Source organism: Clostridium coskatii, from assembly GCF_001675205.1.
Taxonomy (GTDB): Bacteria; Bacillota; Clostridia; order Clostridiales; family Clostridiaceae; genus Clostridium_B; species Clostridium_B ljungdahlii.
This window is the reverse complement of record NZ_LROR01000035.1, coordinates 55,415-71,152: the sequence shown is the minus strand read 5'-3', so window position 1 is coordinate 71,152 and position 15,738 is coordinate 55,415. Positions and strand designations below refer to the sequence as shown.

At 29.9% G+C, this 15,738-nt stretch carries 14 protein-coding genes, 1 pseudogene and 1 other annotated feature; of the genes and pseudogenes, 12 read left to right on the top strand and 3 right to left on the bottom strand.

Annotated elements, in window-relative coordinates:
* Nucleotides 1–6: 6 nt before the first annotated feature.
* From CLCOS_RS05625 to CLCOS_RS05595, 7 genes are all read left to right on the top strand, one after another.
* A complete protein-coding gene (locus CLCOS_RS05625) occupies nucleotides 7–516 on the top strand; it encodes a shikimate kinase (protein WP_063600676.1) in 510 nt (169 codons plus the stop codon).
* 182 nt (nucleotides 517–698) lie between these two features.
* Nucleotides 699–1,148 (top strand): hypothetical protein, encoded by a 450-nt coding sequence (locus tag CLCOS_RS05620; RefSeq protein WP_063600675.1) that lies wholly within the window; start codon nucleotides 699–701, stop codon nucleotides 1,146–1,148.
* A gap of 50 nt (nucleotides 1,149–1,198) precedes the next feature.
* Entirely contained in the window at nucleotides 1,199–1,861 is a 663-nt protein-coding gene (locus tag CLCOS_RS05615) for a L,D-transpeptidase family protein (RefSeq protein WP_063600738.1), read from the top strand.
* A 304-nt stretch (nucleotides 1,862–2,165) separates the two neighbouring features.
* On the top strand, nucleotides 2,166–2,924 hold the full coding sequence (locus CLCOS_RS05610; protein ID WP_013239546.1) for a YncE family protein: 759 nt from the start codon (nucleotides 2,166–2,168) through the stop codon (nucleotides 2,922–2,924).
* A gap of 209 nt (nucleotides 2,925–3,133) precedes the next feature.
* Nucleotides 3,134–5,305, top strand: a complete 2,172-nt coding sequence (locus CLCOS_RS05605) for a heavy metal translocating P-type ATPase (protein WP_063600674.1) — start codon at nucleotides 3,134–3,136, stop codon at nucleotides 5,303–5,305.
* Between the two features lie 606 nt (nucleotides 5,306–5,911).
* Nucleotides 5,912–7,426: a phosphoglucomutase gene (locus tag CLCOS_RS05600; protein WP_063600673.1), complete on the top strand. Its 1,515-nt coding sequence runs from the start codon at nucleotides 5,912–5,914 to the stop codon at nucleotides 7,424–7,426.
* Nucleotides 7,427–7,570: 144 nt separating this feature from the next.
* Nucleotides 7,571–9,571, top strand: coding sequence for a fructose-bisphosphatase class III (locus CLCOS_RS05595; protein ID WP_063600672.1), 2,001 nt, complete (start codon nucleotides 7,571–7,573; stop codon nucleotides 9,569–9,571).
* Between the two features lie 81 nt (nucleotides 9,572–9,652).
* Here CLCOS_RS05595 and cls read toward each other — a convergent pair whose 3' ends face one another.
* The gene (gene cls, locus CLCOS_RS05590; protein WP_013239542.1) at nucleotides 9,653–11,083 is read right to left on the bottom strand and encodes a cardiolipin synthase; all 1,431 of its coding nucleotides are present in this window, start codon (nucleotides 11,081–11,083) and stop codon (nucleotides 9,653–9,655) included.
* Between the two features lie 209 nt (nucleotides 11,084–11,292).
* On the opposite strand from cls, the gene CLCOS_RS05585 reads away from it, so the two are divergent.
* The 5 genes and pseudogenes from CLCOS_RS05585 to CLCOS_RS22760 all read left to right on the top strand — a co-directional run.
* Complete coding sequence (locus CLCOS_RS05585) at nucleotides 11,293–11,688, top strand: HNH endonuclease (protein WP_013239541.1); 396 nt, start codon at nucleotides 11,293–11,295, stop codon at nucleotides 11,686–11,688.
* Nucleotides 11,689–11,909: 221 nt separating this feature from the next.
* Nucleotides 11,910–12,089, top strand: coding sequence for a hypothetical protein (locus CLCOS_RS05580; protein ID WP_013239540.1), 180 nt, complete (start codon nucleotides 11,910–11,912; stop codon nucleotides 12,087–12,089).
* 136 nt (nucleotides 12,090–12,225) lie between these two features.
* A complete protein-coding gene (locus tag CLCOS_RS05575; RefSeq protein ID WP_063554015.1) occupies nucleotides 12,226–12,660 on the top strand; it encodes a CBS domain-containing protein in 435 nt (144 codons plus the stop codon).
* 59 nt (nucleotides 12,661–12,719) lie between these two features.
* Nucleotides 12,720–12,962: a binding site (T-box leader), on the top strand.
* Between the two features lie 197 nt (nucleotides 12,963–13,159).
* Nucleotides 13,160–13,675, top strand: a complete 516-nt coding sequence (locus CLCOS_RS05570; RefSeq protein WP_063600671.1) for a tryptophan transporter — start codon at nucleotides 13,160–13,162, stop codon at nucleotides 13,673–13,675.
* A 491-nt stretch (nucleotides 13,676–14,166) separates the two neighbouring features.
* Nucleotides 14,167–14,449, top strand: a pseudogene (locus CLCOS_RS22760) (IS1380 family transposase); the annotation flags it as partial.
* A gap of 185 nt (nucleotides 14,450–14,634) precedes the next feature.
* Here CLCOS_RS22760 and CLCOS_RS22320 read toward each other — a convergent pair.
* Together CLCOS_RS22320 and CLCOS_RS05565 are read right to left on the bottom strand one after the other, a co-directional pair.
* Entirely contained in the window at nucleotides 14,635–14,799 is a 165-nt protein-coding gene (locus CLCOS_RS22320) for a hypothetical protein (protein WP_156496369.1), read from the bottom strand.
* 478 nt (nucleotides 14,800–15,277) lie between these two features.
* Nucleotides 15,278–15,613: a hypothetical protein gene (locus CLCOS_RS05565; RefSeq protein WP_153042910.1), complete on the bottom strand. Its 336-nt coding sequence runs from the start codon at nucleotides 15,611–15,613 to the stop codon at nucleotides 15,278–15,280.
* Between the last annotated feature and the right edge of the window lie 125 nt (nucleotides 15,614–15,738).

The following is a 15,738-nucleotide window of genomic DNA, read 5'->3' as shown; positions in this document are numbered from 1 at the left end:
ATAATTATGGATACAGAGACTAAAAACATAGTTCTTATAGGTATGCCTGGATCAGGGAAAACTACTTTAGGTAATCTTTTAGCCTCTAGATTAAATAGAAAATGTATAGATTTAGATGATTATATAGAATTAGAAAATGGATGCAATATTTCAGATATATTTAAAAATGGAGAAGAGTATTTTAGAAAATTAGAATCAAAAGCAGTAGAGAAAGTAAGTGTAGAAAAAAATATTATAATAGCTACAGGGGGTGGTGTGATAAAAAAGAAGTGTAATATAGAAAATTTGAAAAAAAACGGAATTGTAGTTTTTATAGATAGACCTTTAGAGAATATAATTTCTGATGTTGACATATCAGGGAGACCTCTTTTAAAAAAAGGAATTAATGAAATAGAAAAAATTTATAATGAAAGATATGATATCTACAAAGCATATTGTGATTTTTCAGTTCACAATATACTAAATCTTGAAACAATAGTTGATGATATAGTTAAGTCTTGTAATGAATACATTTAATAAATACTAAAACAAATATTTAGTATTTATCTGTATATGATTTTGTAGTAAAAAGCTGAAGGCAAAGAGATTTTGTCGTCAGCTTTTTAGTATATTCTCTGCCTTACCAGTAATATTATAATATGTACGGTGTATTATATACTTAATAGTATTTTTCTATTTTAAGGTAGGAGAGGATAGCTGTGGAAAAACTAAAATTAAAGTTGAAATCTATTTTGCTTGAAATTTCTATCATAATTATAATACTTTTAATTGTTTGTGTAGCAGCATTTGTAGACATAAGGTCTGGCAGGGAGTATTCTGCCAGTAATAGTACAACTAAAGAAATGTATTTAAGTATTCAGCAAAGCCAAAATGAAGTTCAAAATTTAAAAAATAACCTCCAAAAAGAGCAAAATGGTTTAGAAAAATTGAAGAGTCAGGTAGATTCTACAAAGTCTCAAGGAGAAACCAGTAAGTGGAATAATGCAGTTATAGCATATAATACTCAACTTGAACAATATAATGCAGACGTGAAAAATTATAATGATAAGTTTAAAGTATATAATCAAAGAGTGGAGCAGTATAAAAAAGTGGACAAGAAAAATAAAAATATAATAGAATGGATTAAGAGCATAATTGGCATAGATTGATAAATTAATGTAAAATATAATAAAAATACTACAAAAGGTAAGTGATGATTATGAAAAAGAAGCACATAATTTTCCCATTAGTATTTCTGATTTTTGGCACATTTTTAATAGCAACTATTTCTGGGTTATCTATAAAAAGATATATTAGGGAAAATGAATTTAAAAATGTTTCAGCCAAGAATAATGCAGCCGAAAAAGACGTACAGGCGAATAAAGGAAAATTGTTTTTTCAAGCTCCAAAGCAAAAACCAGAAAAAACTTCAATAAAAATTTATAAGGGAAAAAGGACAATGGAGCTTTATGGAGATAATGAATTGATTGGAAGGTTTAAAGTTGGACTTGGAAGAGTTCCCTCAGGTAAAAAAGAAAAAGAAGGTGATTTAAAAACTCCAGAAGGAACCTATTACATATGTTATATAAATCCTAAAAGTAAATATGATTATTTTTTTGGAATAAGTTACCCAAATATAGATGATGCTAAAGAAGCTTTAGATAAGAAAGTCATAGGTAAAATCAATTATGACAGAATAGAATGGGCTATAAATAATAAAGAACAGCCGCCTTGGCATACTTCACTTGGAGGGGAAATAGGAATACATGGTGGTGGTTCTAAATACGACTGGACTTATGGATGTATTGCCCTATCTAATAAAGATATGGATATATTAAAAGAATATGTTGGACTTAAAACTACAGTAGAAATATATCAATGAATCTTACTTAGTGGGAAAAGCAGATATCCCAAATCTTTGATTTGGTGATAGTCGCTTTCGCTGTGTGCAAGCAGATATCCCAAATCTTTGATTTGGTGATAGTCGTTTTTTCCACTAAGTTTAGATGAATTATCTAGGGGCGTAGCTACTGTTAGCTCCCACTTTGATAGGAGTGGGAGTGTTACAGTAGGTAGCCATCAGATAAATGAATATATTAAAAATTGAAAAATTGTTATAAATAAGAATATATATGGTAAAAAAGGTGCAAAATAAAATAGAGAAAACATATAATGAGGTGGTGCCTATGACTCATCAGAAATGGTTTAAAGTTTTTTTTATTTTGTTTTTAGTAGTACTTTTTTTAAGCAGTGGATTTATAATAATGCAGTATAAGTCAAGTTCTATGGCTAAAGATCTGGAGGAATATAGATCCTATTATTTTGTAATCACAGGCGATAAAACCATATGTAAGATTGACACAGTTACAAATCAAATTATAAGTAAAATTAATGTAGATGGTAAACCAGAGGACATTCAAATTTCACCAGATGGTAAAATTCTAGTAGTAGTTGCTTCAAATTCCAAAGATGAGGATGGAACAGGGTTCTTGTTATTTTATCAGATTAAGGACGATAAGCTTTTAAAAAAATTAGAGGTAGGTAAGCATCCTTCAAAAATTTCATTTACTCCAGATAAGAAATATGCACTTGTAGCAAACAAAGAGAGCAATGATATATCTTTAATAGATTTTCAGAATTATACCATACTTCAATCTATAGCAGTAGGGAGGAAACCTAAGAACTTTTGTATATCTTATGATGGAAGATACTGTTATGTGGCAAATACAGGAGAGGATACTTTAAGTGTAGTGGATATGAGAAGTTTTAAAAGTATAAAAAAAATAAGAGTAGGTAGATATCCTACAGATGTTACTATAGATAAAGCTAATGGAAATGTTATGGTAACTTTGAGCAGGGAAAAGGCTGTGGCTCTTGTTAATCCCAATACAGAAAATATTGAAAAAGTAGATTTGGATGATAAACCTACAAAAATATATAATTAAATTTGCACTTAAAAGTTTAAGGCATATAAAAAATAACTAGTTTATTTTTTATATGCCTTATTTGCATTAATTATTAAATGAAGTGGGAGTTTACGCTAGGTAGGCATCGAATAAATTTTGTTGACAAGAAAAGCAAATTAAATTATACTTAAAGCATAAACATATGAACACATGAACATATGTTGCTAATAGCTGGGAGGTGGATTAGAATGAACAACACTATGGAAGTAAAGTTACAAGATAATAGAAAATTAAAAAATAAGTATATTAAAAAAGAATTTATTCTCCAAGGACTTGATTGTGCACACTGTGCTGCAAAAATAGAAAACAAAATTAATGAAATACCTGAAATAAAGAATGCCTCTGTGGATTTTTTATCTAAAAAGCTTAAATTCGAGTTGTACGATGAAAAAAAATTTAATAATACTGTGGAAAATATAAAATCTATAGTTAAAAGGTTAGAACCAGATGTAAAAGTTATATATGAAGGTAATGAGAAATCAAGAAAAGTTGAGGAACCTAAGGAAAAAAGTAAAAAAATTGGAGACATAATCTCAATAGTTGGCATTTTGATATATATTACGGGCATAATATTTAAATTTTCATTTCAAGTTGAACTTACACTTTTCCTTTTTAGTTATATTGCTATAGGAAAGGATGTACTTTGGAAAGCAGTTAAAAATATTTCTCACGGACAGTTATTTGATGAAAATTTTTTAATGTGCATTGCAAGTATAGGAGCTTTTACAATTGGACAATTTCCTGAGGCAGTTGCTGTTATGCTTTTTTATAAAATAGGTGAATATTTTCAAGATAGGGCAGTAAATAATTCAAGAAAATCTATAGCAGACCTTATGGATATAAAACCTGAATTTGCAAATGTAAAGACTAAATCAGGATTAAAAAAGATGAAGCCTGAAGATGTAAATATAGGTGAACTTATTTTAGTAAAACCAGGTGAAAAAATACCTTTGGATGGAGAAATTATAGAAGGCAAATCTATGGTAGATACTTCTGCATTAACGGGAGAATCTCTTCCAAAAGAAGTAGGACGTGAGGATGTAGTGCTTGGTGGATATATAAATGAAAATGGAGTTTTAACTTTGAAGGTAACTAAAAGCTTTAAAGAATCTACTGTATCTAAAATATTGGATTTAGTTGAAAATGCTAGCAGTAAAAAAGCTCCTACAGAAAATTTTATTACAAAGTTTGCTAGATACTATACTCCTGCAGTTGTAGCATTTGCAATAGGACTAGCTTTATTGCCACCATTAATGGGAGGAGAAAGTTTTTCTAAGTGGATTTATAGAGCTCTTGTATTTTTAGTAGTTTCCTGTCCTTGTGCACTGGTTATTTCAGTACCTCTTGGGTTCTTTGGAGGAATAGGAGCAGCTTCTAAAAATGGCATTCTTGTAAAAGGTGGAAATTACCTTGAAGCTTTAAATAGCATAGATACAGTAGTTTTTGATAAAACAGGAACACTTACTAAAGGAATATTTAAAGTTACCCAAGTAAAAGCTTTTAATGGTTTTACAGATGAGGATGTTTTAAAGTATGCAGCTTTTGTAGAATCCTATTCTAATCATCCTATAGCTTTGTCTATAGTGAAACAGTACAATCAAGATATAGATAGAAATCTAATAAAGGATTATGCTGAGATTTCAGGAGAAGGTATTAAAGCAGCAATAGATGGAAGAGAAATTATTGCAGGAAATACCAGACTTATGGAAAAAGAAAAAATAAATTATGATATATCAGAAGTTATTGGGACTGTAATTCATGTTGCACTGGATAAGATTTACATGGGTTATATAGTAATATCCGATGAAGTAAAAGAAGATTCTAAAGATACAATTAGAATGTTAAAAGATATAGGAATAAAGAAAACAGTAATGCTTACGGGAGACAACAAAAAAATTGGAGAAGCAATAGGGTATAAATTAGGATTGGATGAGGTTCATGCACAGCTTCTTCCAGATCAAAAAGTAGAAAAATTAAATGACATAATTACTGAAAAGTCTTCTAACAGAAAAATGATTTTTGTAGGAGATGGAATAAATGATGCTCCTGTGCTTGCAAGAGCAGATGTTGGAATCGCTATGGGCGGTATTGGTTCAGATGCTGCTATTGAAGCTGCAGATGTAGTTATTATGACAGATGAACCTTCAAAAATAGTAACTGCTATTAAAATAGCTAAGAGAACTAAAAAAATAGTATCCCAAAATATAGTGTTTGCCCTTGGAGTAAAACTGGTGATTTTAGTTCTAGGAGCTGTGGGAATAGCTAATATGTGGGAAGCAGTTTTTGGGGATGTAGGGGTAGCTCTTATAGCAGTATTAAATTCTATGAGGGCAATGAAAGTAGAAAAAGCTAAGTGTTAAAGTTTCCCTAAACGAAAAATAAACTTATGCTACCGGATATAATGCCAAATTTCATCACTATAAAAACTTTTGATAAGTCTAAAGCTCAGTATTCTGAAAATCTAAAGAAGTTCATATAAACTCGTACCTCAAACACATATAAACTTCTAAGATTTTCTAGAATACTGAGCTAAGACTTAATAAAAAGTTTTAAAATGTGATTTCAATTTTGGTAGTATATCCTCAAGTATAAGTTTATTTTTTAGTTAGAGAAACTATTTATGTTTGAGCTTTAATTATAAAATGAATATAAATTGTACCTATAGGAAAACATTTATTATATAATTAATAGGGAGATCCTAAGTTGGAACATACTTCAGTATATTTATCCGATCGCTACCATTGCTAATACCCCCATCTTCTATCAAAGTGGGGGATAAGCACTGCTACGCGCCTGGATAACGATTTCTAAGCATCAGGTGAAGTCAAAACTCAACCTGATGCCAAGAACTCTGTTTATGAGTATAAGATCAAATTTTACTTAGGATACATATGTGATATTTCTAACTTGAAAAATATTTTATTTAGGAATTTACATATAAACTTTAGAAAAACAGGGGGAAGAACATGATAGAAGAATTACATAAATTGCAAAATGGTACTGATATAAGAGGAATTGCAATTGAAAATCCGGAAAAGAAAGTTAATTTGACTGCTGTAGAAGTAAAAGCCATAGCAGGTGGTTTTATAAAATGGCTTAAAGACAAAAAAAATATAAGAAAAGGAAAAATAAAAATTGCAGTAGGCATGGATTCAAGACTGTCAGGACCTGAAATTAAAGAAGTTATTTTAAATGAACTTGTAAATTTGGGGTGCAGCGTATATGACTGCGGACTTTGTACTACCCCAGCTATGTTTATGACTACTGTACTGGGAAATTATAAATGCGATGGATCTATTATGATAACTGCAAGCCATTTGCCTTATTATCACAATGGATTAAAGTTTTTCACTGAAAATGGTGGATGTGAAAAAGATGATATAAAATACATATTAGATAGTGCAGTGGAGAAAGACTTAAAATACCCTTCGTATAAAGGAGAAATTTCTAAAGTTGACTTCATTGACACATATTCAAATTTATTAGTTGAAAAAATTAGGAAAGGTATAAATTCAAATGAAGATTACGAAATGCCTCTTTCCAAGTTTAAGATTATTGTGGATGCAGGCAATGGAGCAGGGGGATTTTTTGCAAGTAAAGTTTTAAAAAAGTTAGGTGCAGAAGTTGAAGGAAGTCAGTTTATTAATCCAGATGGAAGATTTCCAAATCATATCCCTAATCCTGAAGCAAAAGAAGCCATGGATTCTATTAGAAAGGCAGTACTTGAAAATAAAGCAGATCTTGGCATAGTATTTGATGCAGATGTAGATAGGGCAGCTATTGTAGATGCTGGAGGCATGGAGATAAATAGGAATTCCCTAATAGCTTTAATATCTTCTATAATTTTAGAAGAGCATCCAGGCAGTACTATAGTAACTGATTCTGTAACTTCAAATGGATTAAGTGAATTTATTGAAAATTTAGGTGGAAAACATCATAGATTCAAAAGAGGTTATAGAAACGTAATAAATGAGGGAATAAGGCTAAATGAGCAGGGTGAAAAATGCTACTTGGCTATTGAAACTTCAGGACATGCAGCACTTAAAGAAAATTACTTTTTAGATGATGGAGCTTATTTGATATCTAAAATACTAGTAAAAATGGCTAAACTTCATAAACAAGGTAAAAGTATAGAGGACTTAATAAAAAGTTTAAAAATTTCACCTGAAAGTTTAGAGTTTAGATTTGATATTTTAAACAGTAGTTTTAAAGACTATGGATATAAAATACTGGGTGATTTAAAGAAATATGTAGAAAAAATCAATGGATGGAATGAAGCACCTAATAATTATGAAGGAGTTAGGGTAAATTGTAATAAACTTAATGGAGATGGATGGTTCCTTCTTAGGATTTCTCTTCATGAACCAGTATTGTGTTTGAATATAGAGTCGGATTCCAAAGAGGGAATAAAAGTGATTATGGATAATTTAAAGAATTTTTTAATAAACTATAATGAACTTGATATTAGTAGTTTTAAATAGGAAAATGTGTTATTATATGCTATACTAAATATGCAATTTGTACTATACATGTTAATAATGATATACTATAATATATTATATAGTATATCATTATTGCTTTTACAAATTAAATAAATTGTATATATTAAAAAGGAGAAAATGACCATGATTTTCTATGATGAGAATAATTTAGATATAATAGAAAAAGATTTAAGATATCTTCAATTATTATCTAGAGAATATCCCACAATATCTAGTGCCAGTACGGAAATTATAAATCTTCAGGCTATATTGAATTTACCAAAAGCTACAGAACACTTTATAAGTGACATTCATGGAGAATATGAATCCTTTACCCATATGCTTAGAAATGCATCTGGTGTAATAAAGAGGAAAATTGATGATGTGTTTGGAAATTCATTGAGAGAAGAACAGAAGGCATCACTGGCAACCCTTGTATATTACCCTGAGAGAAAAATAGAATTAATTAAGGAAAAAGAACACAATTTGGAAGAATGGTATAGAATAAGTTTATATCAATTAATTGAATTGTGTAAGAATGTATCTTCAAAATATACTCGCTCTAAAGTGAGAAAAGCACTTCCATCAGATTTTTCATATATAATAGAAGAACTGCTTCACGACCAGGATGATAAGGTAGATAAACAAGCGTATTATAACGGTATAATAAAAACTATAATAGATATAAATCGTGCACCTGAATTCATCATAGCTATTTCAAATGTAATACAGAGGTTAGTTGTAGACAGACTTCATATAATTGGGGATATATATGACAGGGGACCAGGAGCTGAAATTATAATGGATGCTCTTATGAAACATCATTCTGTGGATATTCAATGGGGAAATCATGATATGCTCTGGATGGGAGCAGCAGCTGGCTGCGAAGCTTGTATAGCTAATGTGCTCAGAATATCACTTAGATATGCTAATTTGCATACTATTGAAGATGGATATGGAATAAACTTACTTCCGCTTGCTACTTTTGCCCTTGAATTCTATAAAGATGATCCTTGTAAGAATTTTATTCCTAAGACTTTAAACAAGGATATAAGTAAAAATGAACTTAATTTACTGGCAAAAATGCACAAGGCTATAGCTATAATGCAATTTAAATTAGAGGCAGAAATAATAAAAAGGCATCCTGAATTTAAGATGGATGATAGACTTCTACTTGATAAAATAGATATAGAAAAATGGCAAATAGATATATATGGTCATAATTATAAGTTAAATGATAGCAAGTTTCCTACTATAGATTGGAATGACCCATATAAACTTACAGATAGGGAACAAGAGTTAATTGAAAAGTTGACTAGTTCTTTTGTAAACAGTGAGAAACTTCAAAGACATATTAAATTCTTATATGGTAAAGGGAGTATATACTTGGTATATAATTCAAATCTTTTATACCACGGGTGTATTCCATTGAATAAAGATGGTAGTTTTAGAGAAGTGAAAATAGGAAAAATAAGCTACAGCGGCAGAGAACTTTTAGATAGGTATGACCGTTTAGCGAGAGATGCTTTTTTCTTTAAAAATAATACTAATAGTAAAAAATATGGTATGGATATGATGTGGTATATGTGGTGTGGAGAGGATTCACCTGTGTTTGGAAAAGTTAGAATGACAACTTTTGAAAGATATTTTATTGATGATAAGCTAGCACACTATGAAAAGAAGAATTATTATTACCAATATAGGGATGATGAGAATGTGTGCAAGAATATACTGGCAGAATTTAATTTGCCACCTGAAAGTTCTCACATTATAAATGGTCATATTCCAGTAAAAACTAAGGAAGGGGAAAGTCCTATAAAGGCAAACGGAAGATTACTTGTAATAGATGGAGGATTTTGCAAAGCATATCAGCCTGAAACCGGAATAGCAGGGTATACTCTAATATATAATTCTTATGGATTGCTGCTCACTTCTCACGAACCGTTTGGTGCTATAAAAAATGCTATAGAAGAGGACAAAGATATTTTATCTTCTACGGTGATTTTGGAACATGTAACTAAAAGAAAAAGGGTAGAAGATACAGACATAGGAAAAGATCTGACAAAACAGATAGCTGATTTGGAAAAGCTTTTAATAGCATATAGGAAGGGATTAATTAAAGAAGATAACAATCAAATTGAGTGAAATTGTCAATAAGGGCTTTGTTACGCTAATTAATTAGTGTATCAGCCCTTTTGATGAGTATATATGTTTTTAAATTTTAGGCTATAACAATGAAGAAAATATTTTGCAAAAAGCTTCAAAAGATTTAGTAAAAAGAGATAAATTATCAAAGTATTTAGAACTAGCTATCTTACTGTTTTTAAGATCATGAAAAAACAAATCTTCAAGTTCCATTGTGGTATCCTCATCATATATCATTGCATTTATTTCATAATTTAATTGATAGCTTCTTATATCCATATTAGCAGTACCTATGGTACATATTTTACCATCTATAGATGTGGTTTTAGAGTGAATGAAACAATTTTTGTTATAGAAATAAACCTTAACATCACTTTTAGCTAAATCTGCTAGATAGGTTCTTGAAGCATAGTACACTAATATATGATCATATCTTCCAGGAAATAGTATACGTACGTCTATACCGCTTAAAGAGGCTATTTTAAGTGCATTTAATATACTTTCAGTAGGTATGAAGTAAGGAGTTGTAATGTAAATATGATCCTTTGCCATGCTAATCATCTTTAAAATGGCTTGTTCAATAGCAGGAAATTCAGAATCTGGACCACTCTTTACAAGCTGCATTATTTTATTGCTGTTTCTGCCTGATGAAATTTCAGGAAAAATTTCCTTGAAGTTTCCGTCATAAAAGAAATATTCTTTGTTAGCAGATTTTATTGTAACAAAGTCATCTACGAAGACTGCCTGAAGTCCCAAAACAAAATCACCTTTTACCATTATATGAGTATCTCTCCAATACCCGTATTTACTCTTTCCTATATATTCATTTCCTATATTTATTCCACCTACAAAACCTACTTTTCCATCAATAACTACTATTTTTCTGTGATTTCTATAGTTTATCTGGGTGTTTATGTACTTCAAAATTGGTGCTAGAAAGTAAGAATATTGGACCACGTTAACTCCAGCACTTTTCAAATCACTTATATACTTTTTATCAAGGCCTATACAACCTACTCTATCCAGTATGAGACGTACGTCTACACCACTTAAACATTTTTTTATCAATATATCTTTTATTTCATTTCCAATTTCATCACTTTTTATTATGTAATATTCCATATGAATATGATGTTTTGCATTTAGCAATTCCCTTTTAAGATATTTGAATTTTTCAACTCCGCTTTTGAAGATCTTTATAGAATTGTTTGTAAATAATGGCGATTCACTGTTTTTAGAAAGAAGTTCTATTAAAGGGGCATAAGTAGTATCTTTTATATTTTTAATAGCTTCAGATATTAATTCTTTTATATTTACATTTGTTTCATTGTTAAGTTTATGCTTTTTCCAATTTCGTCCCAAAAATATGTAAGCTATTAAACCAAAAGGAGGCATAACTATAAAAATTAACAGCCATGCAATTGTTTTTTCGGGATTTTTTCTTTCCAACATTATAACAGCTATGGACAATATGGCATTTATTACAAAAATCGAGTAAAAAATATTTCGCATAAAAAGATGGCTCCCTATTAAATTCTATGTTAATTGGTAAATTATCTATAGTAATAGTTTGATTTTTATAGGTAGATAATATACACTTTTTATATGAAACTTATAACATTTTTATAATTTTTTATAAGTGTAATACGATAAAACCTGTGCTATAATAATAATATAAAATATAATAAAAATCCACTATAATATAATTAGGAGGGAATAAATTGTTAAAATGCCAAATATGTGGTAAACCAGCGGATAAGCATCATATAGTTTATAGATCTCAGGGAGGAGTGGATTTCCCTTTGAACTTTAAATATCTTTGTTCAGAACATCATAGAGGAAAGAGTGGACCTCACAAGAATAGAAAATTGGACTTGTTGTATAAAGTGGAAATGCAGCAAAAGCTTGAAAAGTTGCTTTACAAAGAGTTTTATACGTTGGATGAATTAGTCAATCTCCTACAAATAAATAAAGGAATGTTAAAAAAACTTCTAAAAGAATATAAATTATATAAAGAAGGATACAGAAGTTTTGATGTTATATATAGATTAATGGGAAAAAAGAAATACACAGAATACATGCTTCAAGAATATTATGATTTTATAGGAAACTTTTAATAACACAGCCTTTTGAAATAGATGTTTCATACTGTTAAATATCTAGAGATAAGTGAGTAAGTATAAAAACTTGTCATTTATTATAAATATAGATTTTTTAATAAAAATTATCTCTCGATAAACGCTTTATATTAACTTAAGTTTTACGAAATATATTAAAAGGGATAATGGATGTAAGTCGCTTTCTAAAAAAGATTAAGTTAGATAAGGGGGTTATTAACATGAAAGAGAATATACTTATGCTGTTAACGTTGGAGGAAATAAGTAATATAACTAAGGGGCTAAAACTTACTATAGAAGCTGTAAAGAACGATAATGTTGAAATTGATGAAAAATTAGAAGATGATATAGAGGAAGTACTTAAAAAGTTGCTTCAAGTAGAGGCTGAATGTTCAAGGTAGTATTGTGAGGGTCAATTATTATTTCTTCTTAAGATTAATAATTGACCTTGTAACTAAGTTCTTTAATTCTAGGATTGTGTAATTTCAAATTTAAATAGTATATTTAAAATAAAAGTATTAAGGAGTAGAAGGACATATGAATATAGCATTTTTTCTAACACCTAAAGAGGAAGTTGTTTGTGAAACTCCAAATTCAACTATGAGACAGGCACTGGAAAGAATGGAAAGGCATAGATATACAGCAATTCCACTAATTGATAGCTGCGGTAAGTATGTGGGAACTCTGACAGAAGGTGATTTGTTGTGGAAACTAAAAAATACTCCAGATTTGAATTTTAAAAATACCAGTAAAGTATTGTTGAAACAAATTTCTAGGCGTATGCATAATAAACCAGTGAAAATTAATTCTAACATGGAAGACTTGGTATCACTTGCGGTAAATCAAAATTTTGTACCTGTAATAGATGATAAGGACATATTTATAGGGATCATAAAAAGAAGTGATATAATAAACTATTGTTACAGACAAATATTTAATGAAAATGCTAACTCAGCTTATGGTGCTAAATAAAAGTGAAAATACTTATTGACATGAAGAAGAATAAGTGATAACATATACTTAATTTAAAAATAAATCCTTTGACGAGGAATAGTAGCAATATTATTAAAGTTACAGAGAGTTGAGAATGGTGGGATCTCAATACTATTGTGTGTTGTGAATGGACCTAAGAGGAGTAAATTGAAATTCGCAGAGCGAAGAGTAGTGGTTAACGTATTCCATACGTTATAATGGATAGGACATGTTAGTGTCTGAAAAAGAGATACTTTTTAAAGTATAATTTAGGTGGTACCGCGGATATCTCCGTCCTAGTTTTTAGGATGGAGTTTTTTTATTTTATTAAAAAATAAAGTTTGTTAGAAAGAAGTATAGGTGGTGTATGCTATGTTGTGAAAGAAAAGTAGGAAAAATTTATTTATAGATAATTGTAATAATATCAGTTGTATTTTTAATTTAAAGAATATTCAGATTATAGGGAATATTCAAATTTAGATTTAAGGAGAGTGTAAATATGAACTTAAAAAAGATGATTATAAATTCTATACTACTTGCTATAGGTGCAGTGCTGCATCAGATTGCACCACCACTTATACTTGGAATGAAACCTGATCTTTCTCTTGCAATGCTTTTTATAATACTTATGTTTAACAAAGAATATAAAACTTGTCTCTGTGCAGGTATTGTAGCAGGTATTCTTGCAGCTGCAACTACTACTTTCCCTGGGGGGCAATTTGCAAATGTAATAGACAAATTTGTAACTATAAACATAATGTTTGTGCTTATAAAACCTCTTAGAGATAGGATAAACAATCAAATAACTATTTTATTAGTTACTGCTGTAGGTACAATTATAAGTGGTTCCACATTCTTAATGGTAGTATTGCTTACAGTAGGATTAAAGACAAGTTTTACAGCATTGTTCTTATCTGTAGTTTTACCTGCTGCAGTTATAAATACCATAGCAGGAGCAATTTTATTTAATATAATAAATGTAGCTTTAAAAAGAGGAGCTATAAGACAAATATAAACTAGATTAAGGGCGTAGTTCAAATATGATGGACATTTTTATTTATAATAATATGGATGAAAAAACAGAAAATTAACCAATTGAAGAAGAAAAGTAATTTTACATTAACTTCAAACAAATTAGTTCTACTATGAAATCTATTATCTAACAAATACCCAATGGATTTCATAGTAGAAAAAACATAAAAAAAGCTCAACCTCTAAATAAAACTAAAAGTTTTAAAGGAGGTTGAACATACCATACATTATTATAATGCTATAAATAAAGATAATTACGCATCAATTAATATAGATAAAAAAACAATTAGAAGAATTATAGTAAATTGTGATGTTGAATGCAATGGAAGCATTGAAGATATTCAAGCACATCTTGAAAATATATTTGATATTCATATATCTGCAGGAAGTATCTCTAATATTTTAACTGAAGCTGCCGAGAAAGCCAAAGGATCTAACGACTTAATTTAACTTGATAGAATTAAAATTGGAGTGCAAATGTTAAGAAACATAAATTTTTCGATTTTCAAAAAATATTAAAAGCAAGCAAGTTAAAAACAATTACTATTGATATAGATAGTACTTTAGAAAATGTTGAAGGTAATCAAGAAGGAGTTATGAAAGGATGCACCCCAAGAAATATGGCAATAAATGCTATAATACTTTGATGTCCTTTTGTTCCGATATCAAATGCTTTGTAACAAGATTTTAAAGATTTGGTAATACATATACTTCAAATGGAACGGCAGAAATGATAAAAGAGATAGCTTCTAGAATTATTAAACCAGCTGCATGGAATCAAGGATGAAATTTTATAATAACAAGAAAGAAAAAAGTTGAGCAAAAAGTAATTCAAGAAAAAATGTTTGAGTATGACGAATATGAGCATGATTTTTACGTAACTAACATGGACATTAGTGCCAATGAAGAAGTAGATTTCCATAAAAAATGTTAGTATAATTTCTACATTTTTCTCTTCCTATATTTGTATTGGGACAACCACCTGCTTTTATCTTTTGGGAATTCTATATCAACCTGTTGAATTACACTTTCTAAAGCACCTGCAATTTTTTCCCTAACATTGCCAAGCCAAAACCTATTGATTTTTTTACTGTTTCGTTTTACCATAATATCACCTTTTTGTGAACCCCTCGGGGTTCTTTTTTTTATCCTTTTAAAGATGATATATTCTTATAAAATTTGAAGCTGTAAATTATTGATATTTATCCATATTTTAAATTACATCTGGGTTGATAGCTTGGCTAATACTTTATAAAGGCTTGATTTTTATGGACTTTAGAGTTCTTAAATTAACTCAAATTTTAGAAAATAAAGAGCTCTCGCCCAACGATTATGAAATCATTAAGGAGACAAGCCCATACTCTTATGCAAGCTGCTTTATTATATTATCCACTGCTTTTTCGACTAAAGCCCTAGAGGTGGATAGGTTTATTCGTACATGGGTTCCAAAACACTCTCCTTCGAATCGGTCTCCATTTGCTTAGCTCAGCTCTTTTTCATACACGGCCTGATGGGTTGTGAGGAGAACAGAGAATGAAAAGCTGTACGTTATTGTCTGTAATTTCTTTTTCAAATTTATTAAAATCTATGGTGTATACCCGTTTGTGTTTACCAGATCGTTGCACACAAGCTTTCTCCCATTGTTTTTTACAGCGACCATAAAAAGATGATAATAAATCGGAGCCTGTACCATTATGCTATCCTGTGGTCTTGTCATAATTTGTATAAACCAGTTTATGGCAGGCACTATTCCTGGGGCAAAATGCAACCACTCCTGCTTTAACTTATAATTATAATATTTTTGCTCCCATTCCATAAAGACTTTCTGATAGGAGACTGGAACTTTATAGTATCCAAACACTCCCAACTCCAGATATTTCTCTAAGGCCTTTGTTATGCAGCTGGAAACCTTAAAGTCCATATCTGCTATCCACATGGCGTGGAGATTCGCTTCTCCAAACGTTGCCTCTAGATTATCCCACTTATTCTAGTCTGTATTCCTACGATCTACAAATACTATTTCCCTGTTCATTGTCTCATTTTCTA

What these genes read in the sequence shown, in the direction of transcription:
- CLCOS_RS05610 (WP_013239546.1), top strand. Translation starts at nt 2,166, where the DNA reads ATGACTCATCAGAAATGGTTTAAAGTTTTTTTTATTTTGTTTTTAGTA.
- CLCOS_RS22320 (WP_156496369.1), bottom strand. Translation starts at nt 14,799, where the DNA reads ATGGTAAAACGAAACAGTAAAAAAATCAATAGGTTTTGGCTTGGCAAT.
- cls (WP_013239542.1), bottom strand. Translation starts at nt 11,083, where the DNA reads ATGCGAAATATTTTTTACTCGATTTTTGTAATAAATGCCATATTGTCC.
- CLCOS_RS05600 (WP_063600673.1), top strand. Translation starts at nt 5,912, where the DNA reads ATGATAGAAGAATTACATAAATTGCAAAATGGTACTGATATAAGAGGA.
- CLCOS_RS05615 (WP_063600738.1), top strand. Translation starts at nt 1,199, where the DNA reads ATGAAAAAGAAGCACATAATTTTCCCATTAGTATTTCTGATTTTTGGC.
- CLCOS_RS05580 (WP_013239540.1), top strand. Translation starts at nt 11,910, where the DNA reads ATGAAAGAGAATATACTTATGCTGTTAACGTTGGAGGAAATAAGTAAT.
- CLCOS_RS05625 (WP_063600676.1), top strand. Translation starts at nt 7, where the DNA reads ATGGATACAGAGACTAAAAACATAGTTCTTATAGGTATGCCTGGATCA.
- CLCOS_RS05570 (WP_063600671.1), top strand. Translation starts at nt 13,160, where the DNA reads ATGAACTTAAAAAAGATGATTATAAATTCTATACTACTTGCTATAGGT.
- CLCOS_RS05565 (WP_153042910.1), bottom strand. Translation starts at nt 15,613, where the DNA reads ATGGACTTTAAGGTTTCCAGCTGCATAACAAAGGCCTTAGAGAAATAT.
- CLCOS_RS05595 (WP_063600672.1), top strand. Translation starts at nt 7,571, where the DNA reads ATGATTTTCTATGATGAGAATAATTTAGATATAATAGAAAAAGATTTA.
- CLCOS_RS05575 (WP_063554015.1), top strand. Translation starts at nt 12,226, where the DNA reads ATGAATATAGCATTTTTTCTAACACCTAAAGAGGAAGTTGTTTGTGAA.
- CLCOS_RS05605 (WP_063600674.1), top strand. Translation starts at nt 3,134, where the DNA reads ATGAACAACACTATGGAAGTAAAGTTACAAGATAATAGAAAATTAAAA.